Source organism: Serinicoccus kebangsaanensis, from assembly GCF_008919445.1.
Taxonomy (GTDB): domain Bacteria; phylum Actinomycetota; class Actinomycetes; order Actinomycetales; family Dermatophilaceae; genus Ornithinicoccus; species Ornithinicoccus kebangsaanensis.
The window spans coordinates 128,641-142,122 of record NZ_VSLG01000001.1; the positions used below are offsets into that span (position 1 = coordinate 128,641).

14 protein-coding genes are annotated in these 13,482 nt (G+C 71.5%); 7 read left to right on the forward strand and 7 right to left on the reverse strand.

Annotated elements, in window-relative coordinates; translation table 11 throughout:
* Positions 1–3 precede the first annotated feature (3 nt).
* Positions 4–1,341 carry a dicarboxylate/amino acid:cation symporter gene (locus FXF60_RS00560; RefSeq protein ID WP_151523310.1) on the reverse strand — a complete coding sequence of 446 codons (1,338 nt, stop codon included), beginning with the start codon at positions 1,339–1,341 and terminating at the stop codon, positions 4–6.
* A 142-nt stretch (positions 1,342–1,483) separates the two neighbouring features.
* Positions 1,484–2,368, reverse strand: coding sequence for a KPN_02809 family neutral zinc metallopeptidase (ypfJ, locus tag FXF60_RS00565; protein ID WP_151523311.1), 885 nt, complete (start codon positions 2,366–2,368; stop codon positions 1,484–1,486).
* A 167-nt stretch (positions 2,369–2,535) separates the two neighbouring features.
* Here ypfJ and abc-f point away from each other — a divergent pair, with 167 nt between their 5' ends.
* Together abc-f and FXF60_RS00575 are read left to right on the forward strand one after the other, a co-directional pair.
* Complete coding sequence (gene abc-f, locus FXF60_RS00570; protein WP_151523312.1) at positions 2,536–4,134, forward strand: ribosomal protection-like ABC-F family protein; 1,599 nt, start codon at positions 2,536–2,538, stop codon at positions 4,132–4,134.
* Between the two features lie 23 nt (positions 4,135–4,157).
* Entirely contained in the window at positions 4,158–6,017 is a 1,860-nt protein-coding gene (locus tag FXF60_RS00575; RefSeq protein ID WP_151523313.1) for an ABC transporter ATP-binding protein, read from the forward strand.
* A 9-nt stretch (positions 6,018–6,026) separates the two neighbouring features.
* Here the strand turns inward: FXF60_RS00575 and FXF60_RS00580 are convergent, their stop codons facing one another.
* Genes FXF60_RS00580 through FXF60_RS00590 form a run of 3 tightly spaced genes read right to left on the reverse strand, consistent with a single transcriptional unit; the run spans position 6,027 to position 7,445 of the window.
* A complete protein-coding gene (locus FXF60_RS00580) occupies positions 6,027–6,818 on the reverse strand; it encodes an SURF1 family cytochrome oxidase biogenesis protein (RefSeq protein ID WP_151523314.1) in 792 nt (263 codons plus the stop codon).
* 1 nt (position 6,819) lies between these two features.
* Positions 6,820–7,044 (reverse strand): hypothetical protein, encoded by a 225-nt coding sequence (locus FXF60_RS00585; protein WP_151523315.1) that lies wholly within the window; start codon positions 7,042–7,044, stop codon positions 6,820–6,822.
* Positions 7,041–7,445, reverse strand: coding sequence for a DUF3099 domain-containing protein (locus tag FXF60_RS00590; RefSeq protein WP_238335616.1), 405 nt, complete (start codon positions 7,443–7,445; stop codon positions 7,041–7,043). Before FXF60_RS00590 ends, FXF60_RS00585 begins: the two co-directional genes overlap by 4 nt.
* A 28-nt stretch (positions 7,446–7,473) precedes the next feature.
* On the opposite strand from FXF60_RS00590, the gene fabG reads away from it, so the two are divergent.
* Positions 7,474–8,202, forward strand: coding sequence for a 3-oxoacyl-ACP reductase FabG (gene fabG / locus FXF60_RS00595; protein WP_151523316.1), 729 nt, complete (start codon positions 7,474–7,476; stop codon positions 8,200–8,202).
* Positions 8,203–8,260: 58 nt separating this feature from the next.
* Positions 8,261–9,016 (forward strand): enoyl-ACP reductase FabI, encoded by a 756-nt coding sequence (gene fabI, locus FXF60_RS00600; RefSeq protein WP_151523317.1) that lies wholly within the window; start codon positions 8,261–8,263, stop codon positions 9,014–9,016.
* A gap of 90 nt (positions 9,017–9,106) precedes the next feature.
* On the opposite strand, the gene glgC is transcribed toward fabI, so the two are convergent.
* Positions 9,107–10,363, reverse strand: a complete 1,257-nt coding sequence (gene glgC / locus FXF60_RS00605; RefSeq protein ID WP_151523318.1) for a glucose-1-phosphate adenylyltransferase — start codon at positions 10,361–10,363, stop codon at positions 9,107–9,109.
* 65 nt (positions 10,364–10,428) lie between these two features.
* Between glgC and glgA the strand changes: the two genes are divergently transcribed.
* Genes glgA through FXF60_RS00620 form a run of 3 tightly spaced genes read left to right on the forward strand, consistent with a single transcriptional unit; the run spans position 10,429 to position 12,605 of the window.
* A complete protein-coding gene (gene glgA / locus FXF60_RS00610; protein ID WP_151523319.1) occupies positions 10,429–11,676 on the forward strand; it encodes a glycogen synthase in 1,248 nt (415 codons plus the stop codon).
* Positions 11,677–11,727: 51 nt separating this feature from the next.
* Positions 11,728–12,114, forward strand: a complete 387-nt coding sequence (locus FXF60_RS00615) for a four-helix bundle copper-binding protein (RefSeq protein WP_151523320.1) — start codon at positions 11,728–11,730, stop codon at positions 12,112–12,114.
* Positions 12,072–12,605, forward strand: a complete 534-nt coding sequence (locus FXF60_RS00620) for a DUF6328 family protein (RefSeq protein WP_238335617.1) — start codon at positions 12,072–12,074, stop codon at positions 12,603–12,605. Before FXF60_RS00615 ends, FXF60_RS00620 begins: the two co-directional genes overlap by 43 nt.
* 18 nt (positions 12,606–12,623) lie before the next feature.
* On the opposite strand, the gene FXF60_RS00625 is transcribed toward FXF60_RS00620, so the two are convergent.
* Positions 12,624–13,448: an extensin family protein gene (locus tag FXF60_RS00625; RefSeq protein ID WP_151523321.1), complete on the reverse strand. Its 825-nt coding sequence runs from the start codon at positions 13,446–13,448 to the stop codon at positions 12,624–12,626.
* Between the last annotated feature and the right edge of the window lie 34 nt (positions 13,449–13,482).

Sequence of the window (13,482 nt, forward strand, 5' to 3'; positions counted from 1 at the left end):
GGGTCAGGCGGGGGAGGCGGCCTGCTCGCGGTCGGCAGCGTCGTTGGCCCAGGGCAGACCGCGGCGGTCGCCGTCGTAGGCCGCCTGGTCCAGGATGCCCTCACGCTTGGCGACGATGGTCGGGATGAGCGCCTGGCCGGTGACGTTCGTCGCCGTCCGCCCCATGTCCAGGATCGGGTCGACGGCCAGCAGCAGGCCGACGCCCTCCAGCGGCAGCCCCAGGGTGGACAGGGTCAGGGTGAGCATGACCGTGGCCCCGGTGACGCCGGCCGTGGCGGCCGACCCGAGCACCGACACCATCGCGATGAGCAGGTAGTCGGTGACCCCCAGCTGCACGCCGAAGAACTGCGCCACGAAGATCGCGGCCACCGCCGGGTAGACCGCGGCGCACCCGTCCATCTTCGTGGTCGCACCGAGCGGCACCGCGAAGGAGGAGTATGCCCGGGGCACACCCAGGTTGCGCTCGGTCACGGCCTGGGTGACAGGGAGGGTGCCGATCGAGGAGCGGGAGACGAAGGCCAGCTGCATCGCGGGCCAGGCACCGGTGAAGAACTGCTTGATCGACAGGCCGTGGAGCCGCAGCAGGACGGGGTAGAGCACCCCGACCACGAGCAGCAGACCCACGTAGATCGCGAGGGTGAACCGGCCGAGCGAGCCGATCGTCTCCCAGCCGTAGGACACGATCGCGTTGCCCAGCAGACCGACGGTGGCGACCGGCGCCAGCAGGATGACCCACCAGAGCACCTTCTGGACGACCGCCAGGGCGGACCGGGTGAAGGACAGGAACGGGTCGGCGTCCTTGCCCACCTTGACCACCGCGACCCCGACCGCGATGGCCAGGATGAGGATCTGCAGCACGTTGAAGCTCAGGCTCACGCCGTCGTCGCCGTCCCGCGCGTAGATGCCGAGGGCGTTGGCCGGGATGAGGCCGGTGAGGAAGTCGAGCCACCCGCCGGTGCTCGAGGGCTCCGCCGCGTCCGCCGACGTCACGCCCGCCCCCTGGGCAGGGTCGACGATCCACCCGACGACCATGCCGATGGAGACCGAGACCAGGGCCGTGATCGCGAACCACAGCAGGGTCTGCCAGGCCAGACGTGCCGCGTTGGTCACGTCCCGCAGGTTGGCGATGGAGGAGACGATCGCGAGGAACACCAGTGGCGGCACGATGGTGCGCAGCAGCGTGACGAAGGAGGACCCGACGATCGAGAGGGTCTCGGACAACCACGTCGGGTTGTCCGCGCTGGCGCCGGTCGACCGGGCGACGAGGCCGAGCACGACACCCAGCACCAGGCCGACGAGGACCTGGGTGCCGAAGGACACGCGGCGAATTCGGGACAGCACGAGGAAGCCTTCCGTTGCAGGGATGGGGACGCCCGTCGCGGCGTCGCGGCGGAGACGGTGTCGGCATACCTGTGCCTGGGCACCGTGGGTCCCAACGAGAGGTTATGTCTGGACTATTCCTGGGCCGGGGTTGTGACTCCGCTCACCCCTGGTAGTCGTCGACGCTCCCGGCGTTGAAGGTGTCGCACCGGTTGGCGTCGCCGGACTCGTAGCCGCGCATGAACCAGCCCATCCGCTGCTCCGAGCTGCCGTGGCTCCAGGTATGCGGGGTGACCTGTCCCTGCATCTGTTCCTGGATCGAGTCGTCGCCGACCGCGGAGGCGGCCGAGAGCGCGGACTCGATGTCGGCCCGGCTCAGCTCCTCGAGCAGCAGCTGCCCCTGGTCGTCCTGGGTCCGCGTGGCGTTGCCGGCCCAGGCGCCGGCGAAGCAGTCCGCCTGGAGCTCGACCCGGACGGCGCCGGACTCGGGCCCGCGCGGGTCCTGCTGGGAGTACTGCAGCGCGCCGGTGTAGTTCTGGACGTGGTGACCGTACTCGTGGGCGAGGACGTACATCTGGCTGAAGTTGCCCCCGTCGGCGCCGAGCTGGCCCTCCAGCTGGTTGAAGAAGGTGGTGTCGAGGTAGATCCGCCGGTCCAGCGGGCAGTAGAACGGCCCCACCGCGCTGGTGGCCCCACCGCACTGGGTCTGCACCGACCCGGAGAAGAGGATGGCGCTGGTCGGCTCGGCGTCCGGCAAGACCGCCGTCCAGTAGTCCTCCAGCGACACCATCGTCGCCTTCATCCGGCAGTCCACGGAGGCGTTGGCGTCGGCCCCGGTCTGGCACTCGGCGAGATCGACGTTCTCGGCCTGCGGTGCCTGCTGCTGCTCGCCGCTGCCGAGCACCTGGCCGGGGTCGCCCCCGAGCAGCATCACCACCAGGGCCAGCAGGAGCGCCCCCAGGCCGCCTCCCACGGCCACCCCACCACCGCCACGGCCACCGCGGCTGGCGCGACCGCTACCGATGTTGGCGTTCTCCCTGAAGGTCATCGGTGCTGCCTCTCGGTGGCGGTGCGCGCCGGTCGGGCGACCGACGCCTAGCGCGTAGACTAGCCATGCGACCGCCGAGACGCAGCCGATGCGCCTGCGCGAGCCGCACACCCGCCCCCGCAGCAGTCCGTGCGCTGCTGCCTGCCAGCCCGAGAGGAGAGCCCCGCGTGATCACCGCCGCCGGTGTCGAGATCCGGGTCGGATCCCGGCTCCTGATGGAGGACGTGACCTTCCGGGTCGCTCCCGGCGACCGCGTGGGCCTGGTCGGTCGCAACGGCGCCGGCAAGACGACGCTCACCCGGATGCTCTCCGGCGAGGGTCAGCCGGCGGCGGGCAGCATCGCCAGCACCGGCACCATCGGCTACCTGCCGCAGGACCCCCGCACCGGCGACCTGGAGGACCTGGGGCGCGACCGGATCCTGTCGGCGCGCGGGCTGGACGAGGTGATCCGCGGGCTGCGGGCCGCCGAGGAGACCATGTCCACCGCCGACGGCGAGGCCCGGGACAGGGCGATGGGTCGCTATGCCCGGCTCGAGGCCGAGTTCACCTCGCGGGGCGGCTACGCCGCGGAGTCCGAGGCCGCGTCCATCGCGAGCAGCCTGGGCCTGCCCGAACGGGTCCTCGGCCAACCGCTGCACACGCTCTCCGGCGGGCAACGACGCCGGATCGAGCTGGCGCGCATCCTCTTCTCCGGCGCCGACACGCTGCTGCTGGACGAGCCCACCAACCACCTGGACGCCGACTCGGTGGTCTGGCTGCGGGAGCACCTCAAGGCGCACACGGGCGGGTTGATGGTCATCTCGCACGACGTGGAGCTCATCGAGACCGTGGTCAACAAGGTCTTCTACCTCGACGCCAACCGCCAGGTGATGGACGTCTACAACATGGGGTGGAAGACTTACCTGGCGCAGCGCGAGGCGGACGAGCGCCGCCGCCACCGGGAGCGTGCCAACACCGAGAAGAAGGCCGCCGCGCTGCTCGCCCAGGCGGACAAGATGCGGGCCAAGGCGACCAAGGCCGTCGCCGCGCAGAACATGGCCCGGCGCGCGGAGCGGATGATGGCGGGGCTGGAGGGGGAGCGGCAGGCGGACCGCGTGGCCCGGCTCCGGTTCCCCCAGCCGGCCGCCTGCGGCCGCACCCCGCTCACCGCCAACGGGCTGTCCCGCTCCTACGGCAGCCTGGAGATCTTCACCGACGTCGATCTGGCCGTCGACCGCGGCTCCAAGGTGGTCGTCCTCGGGCTGAACGGTGCCGGGAAGACGACGCTGCTGCGCCTGCTGGCCGGCATCGACGACCCGGACACCGGCACCGTCGACCCCGGCCACGGTCTCAAGCTCGGCTACTACGCCCAGGAGCACGAGACGCTGGACGTGCACCGCAGCGTCCTGGAGAACATGAAGTCCGCCGCCCCGGACCTGGACGAGACCGAGACGCGCAAGGTGCTCGGCTCCTTCCTCTTCTCCGGTGACGACGTGGACAAGCCGGCGGGCGTCCTCTCCGGCGGGGAGAAGACCCGGCTGGCGCTGGCCATCCTGGTCGTGTCCGCTGCCAACGTGCTGCTGCTGGACGAGCCCACCAACAACCTCGACCCCGCCTCCCGGGAAGAGGTGCTCTCCGCGCTGCGTTCCTACGAGGGCGCCGTCGTCCTGGTGAGCCACGACGAGGGCGCGGTGCAGGCCCTCGAACCCGAGCGGGTCCTGCTGCTCCCGGACGGGGTGGAGGACCTCTGGGGGCGCGACTACGAAGATCTCATCGCCCTGGCCTGAGGGGCGGGCAGGAGAGCACCAGGATGACCGTCGGACTGCGCGGAGGCACCTTCCGCAGCTTCGCCAAGGACCCCGACGTGCGTCGGCACCGGGTGGGTCGGGAGACGGCGCGTCGCGTCGTCTCCTACGGGCACCCCTTCCGGGGCCGGATCGTGGTCTACCTGCTGCTCACCGTGGTGGCGGGTGCGCTGGTCACCGCGGTGCCGCTGCTGCTCGGCCGGATCATCGACGACGGGGTGGAGGTCGGTGACCGCTCGCTCGTGGTCCGGCTCTCGCTGCTCGTGGCCGGGCTGGCGGTGCTCGAGGCGGTGGTCACCGTCGTCATCCGGTGGTTCGGCTCCCGGATCGGGGAGGGGCTGATCTACAACCTGCGTCGTGAGGTCTTCACCCACGTCCTGCGCCAACCGATCGCCTTCTTCACCAGGGCGCAGACCGGGGCGCTCGTGTCCCGTCTCAACAACGACGTCATCGGTGCCCAGACCGCCTTCACCTCGATCCTGTCCGGCTTCGTGAGCAGCCTGGTGCAGCTGGTGCTGATCCTCGTGGCGCTGCTGTCCATGAACTGGCAGATCACCGTGCTGGCGCTGCTGCTGGTGCCGGTCTTCCTGGTGCCGGCCCGCTTCATGGGGACGCGGCTGTCCCTCCTCACCCGGCGGCAGATGGCGCTGAACGCGGACATGCAGGCGCGGATGACCGAGCGCTTCAACGTCGGCGGAGCCCTGCTGGTGCGCCTCTTCGGACGGCCCGCGACCGAGGACGAGGAGTATGCCGAGCGCGCCGCAGGCGTGCGCGACGCCGGCGCCTCGATCGCGGTGAACCGGGTCTTCTTCACGGCCGCGCTCGGGCTGGTGGCGGCACTGGCCACCGCGCTGGTCTACGGCATGGGCGGCGTCATGGTGGTGGCCGGCAGCCTGACGACCGGCACCCTGGTCGCCATGTCGACGCTGCTCACCCGCTTGTACGGCCCGCTCACCGCGCTGTCCAACGTCCGGGTGGACATCATGACCGCCCTGGTGAGCTTCGAGCGGATCTTCGAGGTCCTCGACCTGCGTCCGCTGGTGCGTGAGGCGCCCGACGCGGTGGACATCCCCTCCGGCCCGGTCGGCATCGAGCTGTCGGGGGTGAGCTTCGCCTACCCGGAGGCGGACGAGGTGTCCATCGCCTCCCTGGAGCAGCGGCCGGAGGCGGTCGCCAGCGACGGCCACGCCGTCCTCCGGGACGTGGACGTGCAGGTCTCGCCCGGGTCGATGGTCGCGCTGGTCGGGCCCTCGGGTGCCGGCAAGACGACGCTGACCGCCCTGGTGACCCGGCTCTACGACCCCAGCGCCGGACGGGTGCGGATCGGCGGCGTCGACCTGCGGGAGGCGTCGTTCGCCTCGCTGCGGGACACCGTGGGCGTCGTCACCCAGGAGGCGCACATGTTCAACGACACGGTGCGCGCCAACCTGCTGTATGCCCGGCCCGAGGCCTCCGAGAAGCAGATCTGGGCCGCGCTCGAGGGCGCTCGCATCGCGGACCTGGTGCGTCGCCTGCCGGACGGGCTGGACACCGTCGTCGGCGACCGGGGGCACCGGCTCTCGGGTGGCGAGAAGCAGCGGCTGGCGATCGCCCGGGTGCTGCTGAAGTCACCGTCGGTCGTGGTGCTGGACGAGGCGACGGCACACCTGGACAGCGAGTCCGAGGCGGCGGTCCAGCGTGCGCTCGACGAGGCGCTGCACGGCCGCACCTCGGTGGTCGTGGCGCACCGGCTCTCCACGGTCCGCGACGCCGATCTGATCGTCGTGCTGGAGGAGGGCCGGGTGCGGCAGTACGGCACGCATGAGGACCTGCTCGCCGAGGGTGGGCTGTATGCCGCGCTGCACCGGACCCAGTTCCGTCGCTGACGGCAGCGCTCAGGCGTCCTCCTCGTCCCAGATCCGCACCTTCCGAGGCTCGCTGCCGGTCGTCCGGCGGGCCTGGACCAGCCCCTCGTCGCGCGCCTCACGACGGGCCATGACGACCACGAGGATCACCCCGACGGGCACCGTCAGCCACCACTGCAGGGCATACGGCAGGTGCGCGCCGAGGCCGGTGTCGGGCTCTGCACGGGGCTCCGGGCGCTCCTGTGCGGCGGGGTCCTCCGTGTCGAGGACGAGGTAGGCACCGCGCACCTGCAGGCCCGTGGCCCGGGCCAGCCCGTCCAGGTCCACCGACGGCAGCTGTCCCTCGACGGGGTCCAGGCCCAGGTCGGCCTCGGAGGGCAGCAGCCAGCCGGTGACGGTCACCTCACCCCCGGGTGCCGGCGGCACCTCCGGCAGCTGGGCGGCGGTCGGTGCGTTGGGCACCCAGCCCCGGTCGACGGCCAGGGTGGTGCCGTCGTCCAGGGAGAGCGGCACCAGGACCTCGTAGCCGTAGACGCCCTGGTGCGGGCGGTTGCGCACGAGGTGCTGGTCCTCGGTGAGATAGGTGCCCGTCGCACGCACCCGGGTCCAGCGCTGCGGCTCGGTCAGGTCCGAGCCGACGGGCAGCGCGTCGTCCAGCGGCACCGGGGCGCTGTCGTAGTTGGCCTCGACGACCGCGCGTCGTTCGACCTTCGACTCGTGCCGCTGCCACTGCCAGGTCCCGAGGCCGGCGGTGATCACGCCGAAGAGCAGCGCCAGTGCCAGGTAGCCCACCCACCGCGGGCGTCGCAGGACCTGCCACACCTCAGCCGTCCGCCTCGGTCAGCTCGTCGACCGGCAGGACCTCGATGAGGAAGCCACGGAGCTGGACGAAGTCCCGCAGGTGGTCCCGGTGCTCGCCGCAGGCGAGCCACACCTTGCGCCGTTGCGCGGAGTGCAGCGCGGGGTTGCGCCAGACCACCGCGTGCGCGGCCTGCCTCCGGCACGCCTTCGCGCTGCAGACCAGGTCCCCGGGTCCGCCCCCGGTCACGGTTCGGGATCGGTGCGGGTATGCCTGCTGCTCAGCACCGTGCCGGACACCACGTGGTCCTCGCCGCCCGACGTCCGCTCGCCCCCGGACGACCCGGCGCCGAGTCCTCGGGTGGGGGAGCGGGGGGCCGACGAGGTGCCCTGCCGCTGGTCGACCGCGTTGGCCACCATCACGGCGAAGGCCGGGATGAGGGTGGCGAAGGCGACCGCGACCCAGGCGATGGCATACCGCTGCGTGGTGAACGCCCAGACGGCCACCGGGAACGAGGCGGTCCGGATGCCCATGGCGAGGAGGTACTGCCACATCCGCCGCCGGCGGTCCTCCTCCACCGAGCGCCGGACGGCGGTCGCCGTCTGGGCGGGCCGCCGCCCCTTGCCGGTCGACGTTGCGGTGGTGGGCACCGTTCCACGATACGACTACGGTGGCCTCGTGACGAATCCCAGCGACACCACCCCGTCCGCAGTCCTGGTCACCGGCGGCAACCGCGGCATCGGCCTGGCCATCGCCCGCGCCTTCGCCGCGGCCGGCGACGACGTCGTCATCACCCATCGCAGCGGTGAGCCCCCCGAGGGTCTGAGCGCGGTGCGGTGCGACGTGACCGACTCGGCCAGCGTCGACGCGGCCTTCACCGAGGCGGAGGAGCTCCTCGGGCGCCCCGTGGACGTGCTGGTGGCCAATGCCGGCATCACCAAGGACACACTGCTCATGCGGATGAGCGACGAGGAGTTCGACGCCGTCGTCGACACCAACCTCACCGGGGCCTTCCGGTGCGCCCGCCGCGCGTCCAAGGGCATGATCCGGGCCCGGGCGGGCCGCATCATCCTCATCTCCTCGGTGGTGGGCCTCTACGGCTCGCCGGGCCAGACCAACTACGCCGCGTCCAAGGCGGCGCTGGTCGGGCTCGCCCGGTCCATCACGCGCGAGCTGGGCGGTCGCGGCATCACCGCCAACGTCGTCGCACCGGGCTTCATCGAGACCGAGATGACCGAGCAGCTCCCCGAGGACCGGCGCAGCAGCTACCTCGCCGGCATCCCCGCCGGCCGCTTCGCCCGGCCGGAGGAGGTCGCGGGGGTCGTGCGCTTCCTCGCCGGTCCCGACGCGGCCTACATCTCCGGCGCGGTCATCCCCGTGGACGGCGGTCTCGGGATGGGGCACTGAGCGACACCTGTGCGGCGCCTGACCGGCCAGGATCGTGGGACGCACTAGAGTTCGGTCCATGCTCCTCGAGGGAAAGAAGCTTCTGATCACGGGTGTCCTCATGGACACCTCCATCGCCTTCCACGTGGCCCGGCTGGCCCAGGAGCAGGGTGCCGAGGTGGTGCTGACGTCCTTCGGGCGCACCATGCGGATCACCCAGGCGATCGCCCGGCGGCTGCCCGCCCCGGCACCGGTGATCGAGCTGGACGTCCAGGACGACGAGCACCTGGACACCCTCGCCGACCGGGTCGGCGAGCACGTGGACCACCTCGACGGGGTGCTGCACTCGATCGGTTTCGCACCGCAGGGGGCCTTCGACTTCCTCGGCGCCTCGTGGGAGGACGTCGCGACCGCGATGCAGGTCAGCGCCTACTCGCTGAAGTCGCTCGCGGTGGCGGCGCTGCCGCGGATGAGCGCGGGCGGGGCGGTCGTGGGGCTGACCTTCGACGCGCAGTACGCCTGGCCCGTCTACGACTGGATGGGGGTGTCCAAGGCGGCGTTCGAGGCGACCAGCCGCTACCTCGCCCGGGACCTGGGGCCGAAGGGGATCCGCTCCAACCTGGTCTCGGCCGGGCCGATCTCGACCACGGCCGCCAAGTCGATCCCGGAGTTCGACCAGTTCGCCCGCTGGAGCGAGCACTCGCCGCTCGGCTGGGACGTCAAGGACCCGGTCCCCGCGGCCCAGGCGTGCGTGGCGCTGCTCTCGGACTGGTTCCCGGCGACGACGGGGGAGATCGTGCACGTCGACGGTGGCTTCCACGCCACCGGCTTCTGAGGCGCACCCGGCATACCCCGAATTCGACCTCTGGTTCCGTCGCCATGGCGAGAGAACCAGAGGTCGAAAAGGAGAGGTCGAGGACCGGCGCTACTCCTCGATGACGGTGCCCTTGCCGACGACGACGATCCCCGAGTCGGTCACGGTGAAGCCGCGTGCCCGGTCGTGGTCGTGGTCCACCCCGATGTGCACCCCCGCGGGCACGTGCACGTCCTTGTCGATGATCGCCCGGTGGATCTGGCAGGACCGCCCGATCTCCACCCGGTCCATCAGCACCGACCCGGTGACGTGGCTGAAGCTGTGCGCCATCACCCGGGGGGAGAGCACCGAGTCGGTGACCGTGGCCCCCGAGATGACGCTGCCGGGCGACACGGCCGAGTTCACCGCGTGACCGACCCGGTCGCCGGATCCGTGCACGAATTTGGCCGGAGGGTGCGGTCCGTAGTTGGTGAAGATCGGCCAGGCCTCGTTGTAGAGGTTGAAGACCGGGTGCACCGAGACCAGGTCCATGTGCGAGTCGTAGTAGGAGTCGATGGTGCCCACGTCGCGCCAGTAGCCGCGGTCCCGGTCCGTCGCCCCGGCGATCTCGTTGTCCTTGAAGTCGTAGACCCAGGCGTCCCCCTTGTCCACGAAGGCGGGCACGATGTCGCCGCCCATGTCGTGCTTGGAGCCCTCGTTCAGCGCGTCCATCCGCACCGCCGCCTCGAGCGCCTCGGTGGTGAAGACGTAGTTGCCCATCGACGCGAGCACCTCGTCCGGGGCGTCGGGCAGTCCCTGCGGGTCGGTCGGCTTCTCCAGGAACTCCCGGATCCGCCGCGGGTCGTCCGGCTGGACGTCGATGACGCCGAACTGGTCAGCGAGGCTGATCGGCTGACGGATCGCGGCGACCGTGCACGCCGCCCCGGTCTCGAGGTGCTGGTCCACCATCTGGGCGAAGTCCATCCGGTAGACGTGGTCCGCGCCCACCACGACCACGATGTCGGGGCGTTCGTCGTGGACGAGGTTCAGGCTCTGGTAGATCGCGTCGGCGGACCCGGCGAACCAGCTCTTGCCCAGCCGTTGCTGGGCCGGGACCGGGGCGACGTAGTTGCCCAGCAGGGTCGACATCCGCCAGGTCTTGGTGATGTGCGCGTCCAGGCTGTGCGACTTGTACTGCGTCAGCACCACGATCTTGAGATAGCCGGAGTTGACGATGTTGGACAGGGCGAAGTCGATGAGGCGGTAGATCCCGCCGAACGGCACGGCCGGCTTGGCCCGGTCTGCCGTGAGCGGCATGAGTCGCTTGCCCTCCCCACCGGCCAGAACGATCGCGAGAACCTTGATCCGTGTGCCTCGTTGCGCAGCCATGGGACCAACCTAGACGCAACGTCAACCTGTGGCGAGGGGGACGCTCCACGGACTACGTTGGAGGGGTGCGCATCGACATCCTGACCCGCGAGTACCCACCCAACATCTACGGCGGCGCCGGCGTGCACGTCGCGGAGCTCACCCGCGCCCTGCGTGCGCTCGACGGGGTCGAGGCGCAGGTCAGGGCCTTCGACGAGCCGGTGGACGAGCCCGGCACGACGGGGTATGCCGTGCCCGCGGACCTGGTGGACGCGAACGGTGCGCTGCGCACCCTCGGGGTCGACCTGCTCATGGCGCGGGACGTCGCGAGCGGGGGAGCGGACCTGGTGCACAGCCACACCTGGTACGCCAACATGGGCGGCCACCTCGGGGGGCTGCTCGCGGAGGTGCCGCACGTCGTCAGCGCGCACAGCCTGGAGCCGCTGCGGCCGTGGAAGGCCGAGCAGCTCGGCGGCGGGTACGGCGTGTCCTCGATGGCGGAGAAGGTCGCCTACGAGGGCGCCGCCGGCATCATCGCGGTCTCGGCCGGCATGCGCAGGGATATCCTCGCGGCATACCCGTCGGTGGACCCGGACAAGGTGCACGTCGTGCACAACGGGATCGACGCGGAGCTGTGGCAGCGCGACACCAGCACGGAGGCGGCGGACTTCGTCCGGTCCCAGGGCATCGACCCCCTGGCCCGGAGCGTGGTCTTCCTCGGCCGGATCACCCGGCAGAAGGGGCTGCCCTACCTGCTCAAGGCGCTGCGGGCGCTCGACGACGACGTGCAGGTGGTGCTCCTCGCGGGGGCGCCCGACACCGAGGAGATCAAGGCCGAGGTGATCGCGCTGGTGGACCAGCTGCGCACCGACCGGGGCGACGGTGCCGCGGCGGTCGTGTGGATCGACGAGATGCTGCCCCGCGAGAAGGTCATCGCCGTGCTGTCGCACGCCACGGTCTTCGTCTGCCCGTCGGTCTACGAGCCGCTGGGCATCGTGAACCTCGAGGCGATGGCCTGCGGGGCCGCGGTCGTCGCGACCGCGACCGGAGGCATCCCGGAGGTCGTCCTCGACGGGGAGACCGGCTGGCTGGTCCCGATCGAGCAGGTGCAGGACGGCACCGGCACCCCGGTCGACGAGGACGCCTTCGTCGACGATCTCGGGCGGGCGCTGGTCGAGGCCTGCGCGGACGCCGACGAGGCGGAGCGCCGGGGGGAGGCCGGGCGCGCACGGGCGGTCGAGCAGTTCGCCTGGACCACGGTCGCGGAGCGGACCGTGGAGGTCTACCGGGCGGTGCTCGAGGGGCGTGCCCCCGACCTGCCCGAGCTCGGCTGAGCCGTCGCGCTTCGGCTCGCGGACGGGCCGGCGCCGACCTACGGTCGCTGCATGAGCGAGATCCTCACCACCCACCCGTCCCGGGACACCTTCGACCTGCCACAGCTGCGGGCCGCCATCGACGCGGCGTCGCGCTGCGCCTCCACCTGTGCGACCTGCGCCGACGCGTGCCTGCACGGCGAGGACGCCGGGTCGATGTCACGCTGCATCGACCTGTGCAACCAGTGCGCGTCGATCTGCCGCGCCGCCGCCGACGTGATGTCGCGGCCGGGTCCCAACGGCGACAGCTGGGAGGAGGTGGTCCGCGCCTGCATCGCGGTCTGCCGCGAGTGCGCCGAGGAGTGCGGCGGGCACGACATGGACCACTGCCGGCTCTGCGCCGAGGCCTGCCGCGAGTGCGCCGACGCCTGCGCGGCGCTGCTGGAGGTCGCGAGCTGAGCCAGGCACGACCCGGGCAGGAGGGGCGTCACGAGTCCCTCGACGAGCGGATGGACCGCAACTTCCTCGACCTGCTGCAGGAGCTGAGGGTGGTGCAGACCGGCACGCAGATCCTGGCCGGCTTCCTGCTGACCCTCCCCTTCCAGGCCCGGTTCGAGGACCTGACCGCCTATCACCGGACGGTCTTCCTGGTGTGCATCAGTCTGGCCGTGCTCACCACGATCTTCCTGGTCGCCCCGGTCAGCTCGCACCGCATGCTCTTCCGGCGGCACCTCAAGGACCGGTTGGTCCAGGTCTCGCACGTCCTGGCCAGCACCGGGTTGGTGCTGCTCGGGCTCACCATGGCCGTCACCCTCTGCCTCATCTTCAGCGTGGTCGTCGGTGACCGTGCCGGGCTCGTGGCGGCCGCGGTGGTCGTGGTGGCTTTCGCCGCGACCGGGTGGGTGGTGCCGTCCGTCGTGCGGTCCGGGTCGCGAGGACCGCACGACTGACGGCGGGGTCGGGCTCGCTCAGATGGCCCGGTCGCGGAAGCCGTGCAGCGCGATCCCCTTGAGCAGCTTGTTGACCGCCGACCGGTTCGACTGCAGGTCGCCGCTGACGTTCAGCCGGTTCTTGAGCCTGGTCACCTCGCGCTGGGTGTTCGGGCCCCAGTCGCCGTCGATGGCGATGCCCGAGCCCAGGAAGTTGTTGCACACCGCCTGGACGAAGACGGTGTCGGCCCGGGAGCCGTGCAGCAGCCGCCGGTCGGGCAGGGCCGCGACGTCGGCGTGGAAGTGGTTGCGGTGGTCCGCGTTGTAGTTGCCGTCCAGGACGTAGCGGAAGTGCCGACGCAGCGTCGCCTCCACCGCGAAGTAGCGCCGGCGCCGGGTGCGGTTCCCGGACGCGTGGTCACCGTTGAACATGTTGGAGTTCCGGCCACCGGCCCACCGCACCATGCTCAGGTCCATCGCCGTCCCGGCGCCGTGCTGCCCCGACCTGTTGACGTAGAAGCCGGCGGAGCCGATGGAGCGCACCGCGCCGTGCCCGGCCTGGCCGGACCAGTTCGACAGGGTGGTCATCCACGCCTGGAGGCGGTCGTAGAAGCCCGGGGTGCAGCGCCAGGTGCGCAAGGGGGACGTCTGCGTCCCGTAGTAGACCTCGACCCCGTTGATCCTGGAGAAGGACATCAGGGCGAGCGCCTGGGCCTGTCGTCGGGTCGGGACGTGCTCGTCGGGCAGAGCCGCCCGGTGCTCGTCCGCCAGGGCGGCTCCCGTCGGCGTCAGCAGACCGGCCCCGGCCAGTCCGGCGGCGCCGAGGAGCGTGCGGCGGCTGGGTGCGTGCTGGTGGTGTCCCATGTCGTGGTCCCTCCCGGAGTGTGTCGATGGGCGC

Coding starts and splice junctions, on each gene's coding strand:
- ypfJ (WP_151523311.1), bottom strand. CDS start 2,368: ATGACCTTCAGGGAGAACGCCAACATCGGTAGCGGTCGCGCCAGCCGC.
- FXF60_RS00575 (WP_151523313.1), top strand. CDS start 4,158: ATGACCGTCGGACTGCGCGGAGGCACCTTCCGCAGCTTCGCCAAGGAC.
- fabI (WP_151523317.1), top strand. CDS start 8,261: ATGCTCCTCGAGGGAAAGAAGCTTCTGATCACGGGTGTCCTCATGGAC.
- glgC (WP_151523318.1), bottom strand. CDS start 10,363: ATGGCTGCGCAACGAGGCACACGGATCAAGGTTCTCGCGATCGTTCTG.
- FXF60_RS00615 (WP_151523320.1), top strand. CDS start 11,728: ATGAGCGAGATCCTCACCACCCACCCGTCCCGGGACACCTTCGACCTG.
- FXF60_RS00625 (WP_151523321.1), bottom strand. CDS start 13,448: ATGGGACACCACCAGCACGCACCCAGCCGCCGCACGCTCCTCGGCGCC.